Here is a 15682-nt window from a genome sequence, read left to right on the forward strand (position 1 = left end):
TTATTCAAATACAAATTGATTGTGATAGAGTTCTGAGTAGAAACCGCCAAGTTTGAGCAACTCGTGATGATTTCCACGTTCAATAACCTCTCCATCTTTGAGGACAATAATCTGATCGGCATTGAGGATGGTCTTGAGACGATGGGCAATGACAAAACTGGTTCGACCTGCTACAACTGCCTCCATGGCATGTTGAATCTTGCTTTCTGTTACGGTATCGACATTGGAAGTCGCTTCGTCTAAGATTAGGACTTGAGGATCTGTCATCAAGGTCCGAGCGATGGAAATCAATTGTTTCTGACCAGTTGAGAAGATATTTTGCTCATCATCAATAAGGGTATCATACTTATCAGGCAAGCTTTCGATATAGTCATGAATATGAGTTGCCTTAGCAGCTGCTTCGACCATTTCCTGACTGGCATCTGGCACACCAAAGCGGATATTGTCTCGGATTGTTCCGCTAAACAAGACCGAATCCTGCAAGACAATACCGACCTTGCTTCGCAGACTGTCCAAGTCGTAGTCACGAATGTCTTTGCCATCAAAGGAAATGCTACCTGCATCCACATCGTAGAAACGATTGATGAGGTTCATGATGGTCGTCTTCCCTGAGCCAGTTGGACCGACAACTGCTATCATCTGCCACTTAGGAGCTGAAATGCTAACATCTTTTAAAATCGGCTTGTCTGGCACATAAGAGAAATCAATATGACTGATTTCAACACCTTCTCGCAATTCCGTAAAGGCAGGTGCACTTTGCGGGCGAATCTCTTCTTCTGCATCAAACATTTCTTGGATACGATCCGCCCCAGTAAAGGCCAACTGGAGGCTCCCCCAACTCGCAGCCACCTGGATAATGGGCTGGTAGTACTGCTGAGAAAATTGGGTAAACATGACAATCAAACCTAGGGCTGTTGTTGTTTCGATACTTGAATCGTTCAGCAAGACAGCTGAACCTGCAAAAATGACGATGGCCGTATTGACCAAGCTCATCCCATTCATAACAGGAAAGAGGATGCCTGAGAACATTCTCCCTTTAAAGGTTGCCTTGCGCACGCGCTCATTTTGCTCCACAAAGCCTGCTACGATGTCGTCCTGAATCCCTTGTACGATAACAGCTTTCTGCCCTGAAATACTTTCGTCCATGTAGGCATTGAGTTTCCCAACCTCTTTTTGCTGGAGATTAGTGTACTTGCGGGCCATTTTCACGATGAAAACCAACATGAGAAAGGCCACTGGGGTGCTGGCTACTGTTATCAAGGCTAGCGTCACATTTTTTGAAAACATGACAAAAATCAAACCGATGTAAAGAGCAATATTGCTCATAACCTGAACTAGACTTTCATTGAAGGCTTGAAGGATGTTATCCAAGTCACTAGTGAAGCGAGAAAGGATATCCCCATCCTGATGGCGGTCAAAGAAAGAAACCGTCAAACGGGAAAGTTTACCAAAAAGGCCCTTACGCATCTCATTTGTCGACTCGGCAATCACACGGGTCATCAAGGTCATGTAAATCAAGCTAGACACAACCAAGGAAAGGACAACCAGAGCTAGATTCAGCATCAGAGCCGATAAACTCTGCCAGGCTAGTTCGGAAGTTCCATTTTGATAAGCCAGAACTAGGTTAGCAAGCTCTGTTACTGCTTGACCTGAAAAAACTGGAAAGAGGGCTTGGGAAATCGTCGCAATCGCAACCATCAGAATCACAACGACAAAGGAGAGCTTGTAGACTTTAAAATAATTCCAGAAAAATCGAACTGTTTTCATTTATTCCTCCTTTCCCTTTTGTGTTTCGTAGATTTCGCGGTAGACGGCATTGCTAGCTACCAAGTCCGCATGCCTTCCTTCTCCAATCAATCGTCCTTGATCCAAGACCAAAATCTTGTCTGCATGGACGACTGAACTGATCTTTTGAGCGATGATAATGGTTGTCGTCCCTTTCAGGTCTTTGTTCAAAGCTTCCTGCACGAGTCTTTCTGACTTGGCATCCAAGGCCGAAGTCGAATCGTCAAAAATCAGGATACGGGGATTGCTGACAATCCCACGGGCAATGGACATCCGTTGTTTTTGTCCACCAGAAAAGTTGGTGCCACGTTCCTCGACCTGACTCTCAAATTTGTTTTCCATGCGTCCGATAAATTCGCTGGCTTGAGCAATCCGTGCTGCACGTTCCATTTCTGACACGCTGGCATTGCCTTTTCCTTGACGAAGATTATCTGCAATGGTCCCGCTAAAGAGAATAGCACGTTGCAAGACGATAGAAACTGTTTTACGCAAGGTTCCCTCGCTGACGTCTCGAATATCCTTGCCACCAATCTTGATAGATCCCTCCTGTGGATCAAAAAGCCGTGGAATTAACTGAGCTAGGGTGGACTTCCCTGCTCCAGTAGCCCCAACCACACCGACCATTTGACCAGGCGCAATTTCAAAGGTTACATTCTTCAGCATAGGCTCATCGTCATTAGGATAGGTGGAGGTTACATTTTCAAAAGAGAGACTTCCTTCTAACTCTTCGTCTGGGAGATCTTTAAAGGTCATCGCTGGCTCGGTATTTAGAATTTCGCGGATACGACGCAAGGAAATCATGGCACGACTGACAGAATTCCCTAAAAATCCAACCATGATGATGGTAAAGATAATCTGGCTGAGATAGTTGATAAAGGAAGCAATCGAGCCCACTACAGACGGATCTGACTGAGCCATTCCAGCCACCAACCAGATAGAGAGGAAGACCGCTCCATAGCCGACTAGCATCATAACGGGTTCTATAACTGAGAAGGCATAACCGATATAAAGATTTTGGCCGAGAAGTTCATCAGAAACATCGGTAAATTTGTCAAATTGTGCTTTTTCTTGTACAAAGGATTTGACCACGCGCACACCACGTAAATTTTCTTTGGCGATAGCATTAATCCGTTCAAGAAGGGTTTGAAACTTAGCAAATCGTGGCCCCATCATCCCCATCATGATAGCAGTTAGTGCAAAGATCAAGAGCACCATGAGAACAATCACCCACCAAAGTGATGGAAGAGTGTGAACCGCCAAAATAAAGGAACCGATAAAGAGAAGAGGGAGACGGAAAAGAATTTGAAAAGCCATCATCACCACGTTCTGAATTTGGTTGATATCATTGGTCATACGGACGACAAGGTTACCCGCATTGAATTGCTCGATATTAGCATAAGAAAAAGTCTGGATCTTGCGAAAAGCGTCTTCACGAAGGTCCGAAGACACTCCTTGGGCAATATAGGCTGCAAGTGTCACATTGACCCCACCTGCCACCAGACCGACTAGGGCTACTCCTATCAGCCATGCACCAATACTATAAATAGCCTCATTTTGTCCGGCCAACAAAGCCTCTAACACCTCTTGCAAATAGCGCGGTTGCAAGAGCGAGCTCGCAACCATCAAGCCTGTCATCACTAGGGATGCCAAGGCCTGCCATTTATAAGTTTTTATTTTTTTAATCAGCATATTTCCTCCTAATAAAATAGATAAAGGGAGCGACATCCTGCGTCAGGTCCTTCTCATTCGTTTATATTGATGCTATTCTAGCAAAAAAGAGGCATCTTGTCAAAGAAGTCTCCTTATCATAAATTAGTACGCTTTCATCTACAGGTGATGCATGAAAAGGCTTTTTATGGTAAAATGGAAGGAAGAACTCTTACAAGGAGGAAAAGATGAAGAAACAAACCATCGCTGTCTTGGGTCCTGGTTCTTGGGGAACTGCCCTTTCGCAGGTCCTAAACGACAATGGACACGAGGTTCGAATTTGGGGAAATATTTCTGACCAAATTGATGAAATCAATAACCAACATACAAACAAACGCTATTTCAAAGATATCCTACTCGACGAAAAAATCAAAGCCTATCATGATTTAGAAGAAACACTAAAGGATGTGGATGCTGTTTTATTTGTAGTCCCAACAAAAGTAACGAGACTGGTTGCCCAACAAGTAGCAAAGGTGCTTGATCACAAGGTTGTCATCATGCATGCCTCCAAAGGATTGGAACCAGATAGCCACAAACGTCTATCAACTATTCTTGAAGAGGAAATCCCAGCTGACCTTCGTAGTGAAGTCGTTGTTGTTTCAGGACCTAGCCACGCTGAGGAAACGATTGTACGGGATATTACCTTGATCACTGCAGCCTCTAAAGACCTTGAAACGGCCCAGTACGTCCAAAATCTCTTTAGCAACCACTACTTCCGCCTCTATACCAATACGGATGTTATCGGGGTTGAAACCGCTGGTGCTCTCAAAAACATCATCGCAGTTGGCGCTGGGGCACTACATGGTCTAGGATTTGGCGATAATGCCAAGGCGGCTATCATTGCCCGTGGCCTGGCTGAAATCACCCGTCTAGGGGTCGCTCTGGGAGCTAATCCTCTGACTTATAGCGGGCTTTCTGGAGTTGGGGATTTGATCGTAACTGGGACATCTATCCACTCTCGTAACTGGAGAGCTGGTGATGCTCTCGGTCGTGGAGAATCCCTCGCAGACATCGAAGCTAATATGGGCATGGTCATCGAAGGAATCTCAACAACTCGAGCAGCTTACGAGCTGGCTCAGGAATTGGGTGTCTACATGCCAATCACACAGGCTATTTACCGAGTCATCTACGAAGGTGTCAATATCAAAGAAGCAATCACTGACATCATGAACAATGAATTTAAAGCAGAAAACGAATGGTCTTAGACCCTTATAGAAAGGAACATCATGAAACAAAAAGTCAGAAAAGCAGTCATCCCTGCCGCTGGATTGGGAACTCGCTTCCTCCCAGCAACTAAGGCCTTGGCCAAGGAAATGTTGCCAATCGTAGACAAGCCCACTATCCAGTTTATCGTTGAAGAAGCCCTCAAGTCTGGAATCGAAGACATCTTGGTTGTTACGGGTAAGTCAAAACGTTCTATCGAGGACCATTTTGATTCAAACTTCGAATTGGAATACAACCTTAAAGAAAAAGGGAAAACAGATCTTCTGAAGCTGGTTGATGAGACAACCGGCATGCGCCTGCATTTTATCCGTCAAACACATCCACGTGGTCTCGGAGATGCTGTTTTGCAAGCCAAAGCTTTCGTTGGAAATGAACCTTTTGTCGTTATGCTTGGTGATGACTTGATGGATATCACAGACGAAAAGGCTGTTCCGCTTACCAAACAACTCATGGATGACTACGAACGTACCCACGCGTCCACTATCGCTGTTATGCCAGTCCCTCATGACGAAGTCTCTGCTTATGGGGTTATTGCTCCGCAAGGCGAAGGAAAAGACGGTCTTTACAGCGTTGAAACCTTCGTTGAAAAACCAGCTCCAGAGGACGCTCCTAGTGACCTTGCTATCATCGGACGCTACCTCCTCACTCCTGAAATTTTCCAAATCCTCGAAAACCAAGCTCCAGGTGCAGGAAATGAAATTCAGCTGACAGATGCAATCGATACCCTCAATAAAACACAACGTGTATTTGCTCGTGAGTTCAAAGGGGCTCGTTACGATGTCGGAGACAAGTTTGGCTTTATGAAAACCTCCATCGACTACGCTCTCAAACACCCACAGGTCAAAGACGACTTGAAAGACTACCTCATCCAACTCGGAAAAGAGTTAGCTGAGGGGAAATAGAAGAAAATTCCATATAAAAAGAGCTAGGATAGTTAATTATCCCAGTTCTTTTTTGTATTGCTATTCTTCAGAACATCTATAATCTAAAAAGAAATCTGTATTTCTCAGTTAACCTACTTATAAGCTCCATCGAATTGGTATCAAACTTCATGAAAGCGCTATGATATTATTTTTTATAAAAATGGGACCACAATAAGTTTGTATAATAAAATAAAAAGCACCGAATCGGTGCTCGCTTTCTCAAGTTGTGTACGGACAAAGCCTTATTTTAACTTGCTGTGTTGTTTCGAATAGTTCCAACACTTGTATTGTATACCATTCTTTTAAAAATTGCAAGAAGAAATCTATATGAAATAGAATAACATTCCATTTTATAACGATTTAAAAATTTACATATTGAAAACGTTTTACAATTTCTTGATTTTAATAGTCAAAAGATATATAATTTAGCCAAGGTTAATATATTAGCGTTTGCTGATAAGAACTTAAAGAGTATAACTCAAAGGAGAACACTAAATGAACAATAAACCTTACTCTATCGGACTTGATATCGGAACAAACAGCGTCGGATGGGCCGTGATTACAGATGACTATAAAGTTCCATCGAAAAAGATGAAAGTTCTGGGCAATACTGATAAACACTTTATCAAGAAAAATCTACTCGGGGCTTTATTGTTTGATGAAGGGACTACTGCTGAGGATAGACGTCTCAAACGAACAGCACGTCGTCGCTATACTCGTCGGAAAAATCGTCTTCGCTATCTTCAAGAAATCTTTACTGAGGAAATGAGCAAGGTAGATAGTAGTTTCTTTCATCGATTAGATGACTCCTTTTTAGTTCCTGAGGATAAAAGAGGAAGTAAATACCCTATTTTTGCTACTTTGGAAGAAGAAAAAGAATATCATAAGAATTTCCCGACTATCTATCATTTGAGAAAACATCTGGCGGACTCAAAAGAAAAAGCTGACTTTCGCTTGATCTATCTGGCATTAGCTCATATAATTAAATACCGCGGGCATTTTTTATATGAAGAATCTTTCGATATTAAAAACAATGATATCCAAAAAATATTTAACGAGTTTATAAGCATTTACGACAACACCTTTGAAGGAAGTTCACTTAACGGACAAAACGCACAAGTAGAAGCAATTTTTACAGATAAAATCAGTAAATCTGCAAAGAGAGAACGCGTTCTAAGACTCTTTCCTGATGAAAAGTCCACTGGTTTGTTTTCCGAATTTCTCAAGTTAATTGTAGGAAATCAGGCTGATTTTAAAAAACATTTTGACTTGGAAGAAAAAGCTCCACTACAATTCTCTAAAGATACCTATGATGAGGATTTGGAAAACTTACTCGTACAAATTGGAGATGACTTTGCAGACCTTTTCCTAGTTGCTAAAAAACTCTATGACGCCATTCTTCTATCAGGAATCTTAACTGTTACAGATCCTTCAACCAAGGCCCCACTATCAGCATCTATGATTGACCGTTATGAAAATCATCAAAAAGACTTGGCTGCTTTAAAACAATTCATTAAAACAAATCTTCCAGAAAAATATGATGAAGTTTTTTCTGACCAATCTAAAGATGGATATGCTGGATATATCGATGGCAAGACCACTCAAGAAGCATTTTACAAATACATCAAAAATCTTCTCTCTAAACTCGAAGGAGCAGATTATTTCCTTGATAAAATTGAACGTGAAGATTTCTTAAGAAAACAACGCACCTTTGATAATGGTTCTATTCCTCATCAAATTCATCTTCAAGAAATGAATGCCATTATCCGTCGACAAGGAGAACATTATCCATTTCTGCAGGAAAATAAAGAAAAGATAGAGAAAATCTTGACTTTCCGTATCCCTTACTACGTTGGCCCATTGGCTCGTGGCAATCGTGATTTTGCTTGGCTAACTCGAAATTCTGACCAAGCAATCCGACCTTGGAATTTTGAAGAAATCGTTGATAAAGCAAGATCTGCAGAAGACTTCATCAATAAGATGACTAACTATGACTTGTATCTACCAGAGGAAAAAGTTTTGCCCAAGCACAGTCTCTTGTATGAAACATTTGCTGTCTACAATGAATTAACAAAAGTAAAATTTATTGCGGAAGGATTGAGAGACTATCAATTCCTTGATAGTGGGCAGAAGCAGCAAATTGTCACTCAATTATTCAAAGAGAAAAGAAAAGTAACTGAAAAAGACATCATTCAGTATCTACACAATGTTGATAGCTACGATGGAATCGAACTAAAAGGAATTGAAAAACAATTTAACGCTAGTCTATCTACTTACCATGATTTGCTCAAAATTATCAAGGATAAGGAGTTTATGGATGATTCTAAAAATGAAGCAATTCTTGAAAATATCGTCCACACGCTAACTATCTTTGAAGATCGTGAGATGATTAAGCAGCATCTTGCACAATATGCCTCTATCTTTGATGAGAAAGTAATCAAGGCACTGACTCGTCGACATTATACTGGTTGGGGAAAACTCTCTGCCAAGCTGATTAACGGCATCTATGATAAGCAAAGTAAAAAAACAATCCTTGATTATCTGATTGATGACGGTGAGATCAATCGCAACTTTATGCAGTTAATCAACGATGACGGACTTTCCTTCAAAGAAATTATCCAAAAAGCACAAGTGGTTGGTAAGACAAATGATGTGAAACAAGTTGTCCAAGAACTTCCAGGAAGCCCTGCTATTAAAAAGGGAATTTTGCAAAGTATCAAGCTTGTTGATGAACTGGTCAAAGTTATGGGCCATGCCCCTGAGTCTATCGTGATTGAAATGGCGCGTGAAAATCAAACTACTGCAAGAGGAAAAAAGAATTCCCAACAAAGATATAAACGCATTGAGGATGCACTAAAAAATCTAGCACCTGGGCTTGATTCAAATATATTAAAAGAACATCCAACAGATAATATTCAACTTCAAAACGACCGTCTCTTCCTTTACTATCTCCAAAACGGGAAGGATATGTACACTGGGAAATCTCTTGATATCAACCAACTAAGCAGCTGTGACATTGACCACATCATCCCACAGGCCTTTATCAAGGATGATTCTCTTGATAACCGTGTCTTAACTAGTTCAAAGGATAATCGTGGGAAATCCGATAATGTTCCTAGCCTAGAAGTCGTTCAAAAAAGAAAAGCCTTTTTGCAACAATTATTGGATTCTAAATTGATTTCAGAACGTAAATTTAATAATTTAACCAAGGCTGAACGAGGTGGGCTAGATGAGCGTGATAAAGTTGGTTTTATCAAGCGCCAGTTAGTTGAAACACGTCAAATCACAAAACATGTTGCTCAGATTTTAGATGCCCGCTTCAATACAGAAGTGACTGAGAAGGATAAGCAGAACCGCATCGTCAAAATCATCACTTTGAAATCCAATCTAGTTTCCAACTTCCGTAAAGAATTTAGGTTATACAAGGTACGGGAAATCAATGACTACCACCACGCGCATGATGCCTATTTAAATGCAGTGGTTGCTAAGGCTATCCTTAAGAAATATCCTAAACTAGAGCCTGAATTCGTCTATGGTGACTATCAAAAATACGATCTTAAGAGATACATCTCCAGAACCAAAGATCCTAAAGAAGTTGAAAAAGCAACTGAAAAGTATTTCTTCTACTCAAACTTGCTGAACTTCTTTAAAGAAGAGGTGCATTACGCAGACGGAACCATCGTAAAAAGAGAGAATATCGAATACTCCAAGGATACTGGAGAAATCGCTTGGAATAAGGAAAAAGATTTCGCTACAATCAAAAAAGTTCTTTCACTTCCGCAGGTGAATATTGTGAAGAAGACAGAAGAACAAACCGTTGGACAAAATGGTGGTCTGTTTGATAACAATATTGTGTCCAAGAAAAAAGTAGTTGACGCAAGCAAACTAACCCCTATCAAATCCGGTTTGTCACCTGAAAAGTATGGTGGCTATGCAAGACCTACAATCGCTTATTCAGTTCTTGTTATAGCAGATATTGAAAAAGGAAAGGCTAAAAAATTAAAGAGAATTAAAGAGATGGTTGGAATAACCGTTCAAGATAAAAAGAAATTTGAAGCAAATCCAATCGCCTATCTTGAAGAATGTGGTTATAAAAATATCAATCCTAATCTTATTATAAAACTACCTAAGTATAGTCTCTTTGAGTTTAATAATGGACAGCGAAGATTATTAGCAAGCTCTATTGAGTTGCAAAAAGGTAACGAATTGATTGTACCTTACCATTTCACTGCTTTGCTTTACCACGCACAGCGAATTAATAAAATTAGTGAACCAATTCATAAACAGTATGTGGAAACACATCAAAGTGAATTTAAAGAATTATTAACAGCAATCATTTCTTTATCTAAAAAATATATCCAAAAACCAAATGTTGAATCGTTATTACAACAAGCGTTTGACCAATCCGATAAAGATATTTATCAATTAAGCGAATCATTTATCTCGCTTTTAAAACTGATTTCATTTGGAGCTCCTGGAACCTTTAAATTCCTTGGTGTTGAAATTAGTCAATCAAATGTACGATATCAATCTGTGTCTTCTTGTTTCAACGCCACCCTCATCCACCAATCCATCACTGGTCTCTACGAGACTCGGATTGACTTGAGCAAACTAGGAGAAGACTGATGGGATGGAGAACCGTTGTTGTCAATACACACTCTAAACTCTCCTACAAGAACAACCACTTGATTTTTAAAGATGCCTCTCGGACAGAGTTGATTCACCTGTCCGAGGTGGACATCCTGCTTTTGGAGACAACGGATATCGTTCTCTCCACTATGCTGATTAAACGCTTGGTGGATGAAAATATTCTGGTCATCTTTTGTGATGATAAACGCTTGCCAACAGCCTACTTAACGCCTTACTATGGTCGACACGATTCCAGTTTGCAACTCTCTCGTCAAATCACATGGAACGAGGAAACTAAAGCACAAGTTTGGACTACCATTATTGCACAAAAAATTCTCAATCAAGCTTTTTATCTGGGGAGTTGTGGTTTTCTAGAAAAATCTCAGTCCGTCATCGATCTCTATCATGGGTTGGATTTATTTGATCCTAGTAACCGGGAGGGACACGCAGCTCGTATTTATTTCAACACCTTGTTTGGAAATGATTTTAGTCGTGAGCAAGATAGTGATATCAATGCTGCCTTGGACTACGGCTACACCTTGATTTTGAGTATGTTTGCGCGTGAGATTGTCTTGTCTGGTTGTATGACTCAGTTTGGTTTGAAACATGCTAATCAGTTTAATCAGTTCAACCTAGCTAGTGATATTATGGAGCCTTTCCGACCAATTATTGATAGAATTGTCTATGAAAATCGAAGCAGTTCTTTTGTCAAAATCAAGCGAGAACTTTTCACTATTTTCTCAGACACCTTCCACTACAATGGAAAGGATATGTATCTGACCAATATCGTCAGTGACTATACTAAGAAAGTCAGCCAAGCTCTCAATCAACCCGAGAAAGGAGTTCCTGAGTTTAGGATATGAGTTATCGATATATGCGTATGATTTTAATGTTTGATATGCCAGTTGATACCGCAGAGGAACGCAAGGCCTATCGGAAATTTCGGAAGTTCCTCATAGATGAGGGATTTATCATGCACCAATTCTCCATCTATAGTAAGCTCTTGCTCAACAATTCTGCTAATAATGCTATGATTGAGCGACTCAAGACTCATAACCCTAAAAAAGGAAACATTACTCTCTTGACCGTTACAGAAAAGCAGTTTTCTCGCATGATTTACTTAAATGGCGAACGAAATACCAGCGTAGCAAACTCCGACGCACGCTTGGTCTTTCTGGGAGAGGAGCCTAGAGATGAAGATTAATTTCCCACTACTGGATGAACCATTAGCTATTGAAAATGCAACTTTTTTAGTGTTGGAAGACCAGTTTACCTTTTCAACTATCGTCAAGCAATTCTACCAATATACTGATGATGGGGAGTTGAAGTTGTTTGATAGAAATCTAAAAGCACTGAAAGAGTCCGAATTACTAGTGATAACGGATGTCTTAGGATACAATCTCAACTCACCTGCCATGCTTAAATTGATACATGCTGATTTAGAAAATCAGCTCAATGACAAACCCGAAGTCAAGTCCATGATTGAAAAGTTGGTTGCTACGATTACAGAATTGCTGGCATTTGAGTGTTTGGAAAACGAGTTAGACCTAGAGTATGATGAAATCACCATTCTAGAGTTAATCGATGCACTTGGTGTCAAAGTCGAAACTCTGAGTGATACACCTTTTGAAAAGATGCTAGAGATTGTCCAGGTTTTTAAATATCTTTCTAAAAAGAAACTCCTTGTTTTCATCAATGCATCAGCCTATCTATCAAAGGATGAGTTAGTAAATCTGATAGAGTATATCCAACTAAATCAACTAAGGGTTTTATTTGTCGAACCTCGAAAAGTCTATGATTTTCCGCAGTATGTGCTGGATCAAGACTATTTCTTGAACCCTGAAAATATGGTATAATAAGAGTAACAATTGGAACCTAACGAGCTGAAGTCAGGCTGGGACGAATGGCGCGATTACGAAATTTCGTGAGAAAAATCTTTCTACGAGGTTTTAGAGCTGTGTTGTTTCTAATGGTTCCAAAACCTTACTTTTTTTTTTCAAAAAAAAATAAAAGTTTTAGAGCTGTGTTGTTTCTAATGGTTCCAAAACAGTACGCTAAATTATTTTTCGCAAATGGTAGTTTTAGAGCTGTGTTGTTTCTAATGGTTCCAAAACTGAACGCTTTAAGATTAAAGAAAATCTAATGTTTTAGAGCTGTGTTGTTTCTAATGGTTCCAAAACGAACGTTTCAGGAAGATAATCTGCATATGGGTTTTAGAGCTGTGTTGTTTCTAATGGTTCCAAAACAACTAATCAACAGGCGCCAACGTCAAATTTGTTTTAGAGCTGTGTTGTTTCTAATGGTTCCAAAACGCTTCAGGACTTTCAAAAAAGCTATGAACGGTTTTAGAGCTGTGTTGTTTCTAATGGTTCCAAAACTACAAGAAAAGTATTTCACGCTTTGGCTTCGTTTTAGAGCTGTGTTGTTTCTAATGGTTCCAAAACGCAGATAGTCAAGAAGCTAACAATGTAACCGTTTTAGAGCTGTGTTGTTTCTAATGGTTCCAAAACATAAAAACAAAGAGGTAAACAAAATGCTAAGTTTTAGAGCTGTGTTGTTTCTAATGGTTCCAAAACTATAACCCATCATTAACAACGCCAGGAATAGTTTTAGAGCTGTGTTGTTTCTAATGGTTCCAAAACCCAAAAACTTATTGGCTAACAGGTCAGAATGTTTTAGAGCTGTGTTGTTTCTAATGGTTCCAAAACAGCTTTTGAGCATTGGGTGGATGTAACTTAGTTTTAGAGCTGTGTTGTTTCTAATGGTTCCAAAACGTCGAGTCTATTCTTGTCCTGTACGGAGCGGTTTTAGAGCTGTGTTGTTTCTAATGGTTCCAAAACTTGGTTTGGTGAGCGCTGGGCCGAAGTGACGTTTTAGAGCTGTGTTGTTTCTAATGGTTCCAAAACTTGGGAGTTGGCGCATTGTTCATCGGATTTGTTTTAGAGCTGTGTTGTTTCTAATGGTTCCAAAACTCTTAACTGGATTGTTAGATTTAACAGTAGGTTTTAGAGCTGTGTTGTTTCTAATGGTTCCAAAACTTCTACAAATGGAAAAACTTAGTGACGAAGGTTTTAGAGCTGTGTTGTTTCTAATGGTTCCAAAACGAAAGACCTTCGAACTCGTCCAAGTAGTAAGTTTTAGAGCTGTGTTGTTTCTAATGGTTCCAAAACACATCTGAGAGGTCAACGGTAACTTGTCAAGTTTTAGAGCTGTGTTGTTTCTAATGGTTCCAAAACTAGACTCGACTACCGTACTGAACTTATCTTGTTTTAGAGCTGTGTTGTTTCTAATGGTTCCAAAACCTGAGTCTCAACTAAAGATGTTCAGGAACCGTTTTAGAGCTGTGTTGTTTCTAATGGTTCCAAAACCAATTTGAATTCGACCGAAATAACCCCAATGTTTTAGAGCTGTGTTGTTTCTAATGGTTCCAAAACGCTACGGAAATTGTCTGCTCAGGCCAGAAGGTTTTAGAGCTGTGTTGTTTCTAATGGTTCCAAAACCTTATTGAACATCAACGCGATAAACTCAGCGTTTTAGAGCTGTGTTGTTTCTAATGGTTCCAAAACGTATTTTCACAAAGAATACACAAAATTTTCGTTTTAGAGCTGTGTTGTTTCTAATGGTTCCAAAACCGTTGTAGATTCACTGATAAAGTAATCAGCGTTTTAGAGCTGTGTTGTTTCTAATGGTTCCAAAACTTTGCGAACATTTTTTGATGGACTTTAAAAGTTTTAGAGCTGTGTTGTTTCTAATGGTTCCAAAACCGAACAATCGGAGCAAGTGATGATGACATGGTTTTAGAGCTGTGTTGTTTCTAATGGTTCCAAAACTTTGCGAACATTTTTTGATGGACTTTAAAAGTTTTAGAGCTGTGTTGTTTCTAATGGTTCCAAAACCGAACAATCGGAGCAAGTGATGATGACATGGTTTTAGAGCTGTGTTGTTTCTAATGGTTCCAAAACTTTGCGAACATTTTTTGATGGACTTTAAAAGTTTTAGAGCTGTGTTGTTTCTAATGGTTCCAAAACCTATCCATCAAAGAAATATCCATATCGTCAGTTTTAGAGCTGTGTTGTTTCTAATGGTTCCAAAACTAGGGTTGAGTCCAAAAATTGTTCGAACAAGTTTTAGAGCTGTGTTGTTTCTAATGGTTCCAAAAAAGCTACTCATTTTTTGAGTAGCTTTTTAACTATTCCAACTCTACACATAGCTCATTCCTTTATAGAAAAGGAAAACGGCTAGTGCGATAAAAAATAGGGCTGCTCCGATTCGCTGGCTGGTACTATACATCCTTTTTTCCCATTTGACTGGAAAGATGATTGCTAGAAAGGCCCCACCTACTGCGCCGCCAATATGCCCTGCTAGGCTGATTCCTGGGATCAGAACACTTCCAATGATATTTATCACAAAAAGCGTCAGGTAGGATTGCCCTAACTGCTGGATATAGGGGTTGCGAGTTGCGTAGCGCAAAACAATAATCGTAGCAAATAGTCCGTAAAGAGAAGTGGATGCTCCTGCTGCAAGGACTTTCGGTGTAAAAGCAAACACAAAGAGATTGCCCATCATTCCTGATAAGAGATAGAGAAAGAAGAACTGCTTAGAGCCGAAAATCTCCTCCACCTGTCGTCCAAGAAAGTAGAGAGAAAGCATATTGACAATGAAATGCTCCCAGCCTATGTGCACAAATATAGCCGAAAAAAGGCGCCAGATCTGCTCTGGAAACAGACGAATAGTCGGTCCATACATAGCTCCAAACTGAAAAAGAGTTTTTGCCTGATCAAAGTTCACACCCGTAGTAATCAGCATCAGTAGAAATACAAAGCCAGTCATTAGGAGAAAAAAACTAGTCACAGGGTAACGTTTGTCAAAAATTTCCTTCATAGATTAGCACCTCCTGAACGGGAATATCATGGTCTTCCGAGTTGAAATTCTGGATTTGACAAGGATAGATTGTACTCATGGTCTGACCAGCAAAATTCTCCAGATAGCGGTCGTAATAGCCTCCGCCATATCCGATCCGATAACCCTCTGTCGTAAAAGCCAAGCCCGGAACATGAATCAGATCAATCCGGGAGGTATCCACCACTTCCAAGCCCCCTTGGGGCTCCAGTAAACCAAAGGAAGTTTTTTTCAACTGCTGTGGATTGTAGACCACAAACTCCATGAAACCCTTGGGATAGGTTTTAGGTATCAAAACCTTTTTGCCGTCCTTCAATGCCTGGTTGATCAGTCCCTGCGTTTGAAACTCATGCGGAAAAGAGAGGTAGGTTGCGATGACCCTGGCTTCTTGGTAAAAAGGATGATTCAAAAATCGTTCTGTTAAGGCTTGATCCATAGCCATTTTTTGTTTCTGAGGGGTAGACTTCATTTCTTGCAAGACTTGCTTGCGCAATTCCGATTTCATAGACAATCCC

Annotated in this window: 10 protein-coding genes and 1 CRISPR repeat array; of the genes, 6 read left to right on the forward strand and 4 right to left on the reverse strand. The window is 40.1% G+C overall.

Annotation, left to right across the window (positions count from 1 at the left end):
- Positions 1–1767, reverse strand: coding sequence for an ABC transporter ATP-binding protein (locus tag I2H52_RS07655; protein ID WP_045618023.1), 1767 nt, complete (start codon positions 1765–1767; stop codon positions 1–3).
- Positions 1768–3474 carry an ABC transporter ATP-binding protein gene (locus I2H52_RS07660; protein ID WP_195594924.1) on the reverse strand — a complete coding sequence of 569 codons (1707 nt, stop codon included), beginning with the start codon at positions 3472–3474 and terminating at the stop codon, positions 1768–1770.
- A 206-nt stretch (positions 3475–3680) separates the two neighbouring features.
- On the opposite strand from I2H52_RS07660, the gene I2H52_RS07665 reads away from it, so the two are divergent.
- The 6 genes from I2H52_RS07665 (at position 3681) to csn2 (ending at position 12124) form a co-directional block, all read left to right on the forward strand.
- A complete protein-coding gene (locus I2H52_RS07665; protein ID WP_065371428.1) occupies positions 3681–4697 on the forward strand; it encodes an NAD(P)H-dependent glycerol-3-phosphate dehydrogenase in 1017 nt (338 codons plus the stop codon).
- Between the two features lie 21 nt (positions 4698–4718).
- Positions 4719–5618 carry a UTP--glucose-1-phosphate uridylyltransferase GalU gene (gene galU, locus I2H52_RS07670; RefSeq protein WP_033605573.1) on the forward strand — a complete coding sequence of 300 codons (900 nt, stop codon included), beginning with the start codon at positions 4719–4721 and terminating at the stop codon, positions 5616–5618.
- Positions 5619–6134: 516 nt separating this feature from the next.
- Positions 6135–10265, forward strand: a complete 4131-nt coding sequence (gene cas9 / locus I2H52_RS07675; RefSeq protein ID WP_195594925.1) for a type II CRISPR RNA-guided endonuclease Cas9 — start codon at positions 6135–6137, stop codon at positions 10263–10265.
- A complete protein-coding gene (cas1, locus tag I2H52_RS07680) occupies positions 10265–11131 on the forward strand; it encodes a type II CRISPR-associated endonuclease Cas1 (protein WP_195594926.1) in 867 nt (288 codons plus the stop codon). Before cas9 ends, cas1 begins: the two co-directional genes overlap by 1 nt.
- A complete protein-coding gene (cas2, locus tag I2H52_RS07685; protein ID WP_002895389.1) occupies positions 11128–11472 on the forward strand; it encodes a CRISPR-associated endonuclease Cas2 in 345 nt (114 codons plus the stop codon). The genes cas1 and cas2 overlap by 4 nt, the downstream gene beginning before the upstream one ends.
- Positions 11462–12124, forward strand: a complete 663-nt coding sequence (csn2, locus tag I2H52_RS07690) for a type II-A CRISPR-associated protein Csn2 (protein ID WP_045618030.1) — start codon at positions 11462–11464, stop codon at positions 12122–12124. The genes cas2 and csn2 overlap by 11 nt, the downstream gene beginning before the upstream one ends.
- A 90-nt stretch (positions 12125–12214) precedes the next feature.
- Positions 12215–14428: a CRISPR direct-repeat array (repeat unit 36 nt; unit sequence GTTTTAGAGCTGTGTTGTTTCTAATGGTTCCAAAAC).
- A 40-nt stretch (positions 14429–14468) separates the two neighbouring features.
- On the opposite strand, the gene I2H52_RS07695 is transcribed toward csn2, so the two are convergent.
- Both I2H52_RS07695 and I2H52_RS07700 read right to left on the reverse strand, forming a co-directional pair.
- A complete protein-coding gene (locus tag I2H52_RS07695; RefSeq protein WP_195594927.1) occupies positions 14469–15149 on the reverse strand; it encodes a rhomboid family intramembrane serine protease in 681 nt (226 codons plus the stop codon).
- A complete protein-coding gene (locus I2H52_RS07700) occupies positions 15133–15672 on the reverse strand; it encodes a 5-formyltetrahydrofolate cyclo-ligase (protein WP_061588513.1) in 540 nt (179 codons plus the stop codon). Before I2H52_RS07700 ends, I2H52_RS07695 begins: the two co-directional genes overlap by 17 nt.
- Positions 15673–15682 lie beyond the last annotated feature (10 nt).

The organism is Streptococcus oralis (genome assembly GCF_015561235.1).
In the GTDB taxonomy this organism is placed as follows: Bacteria; Bacillota; Bacilli; order Lactobacillales; family Streptococcaceae; genus Streptococcus; species Streptococcus oralis_BK.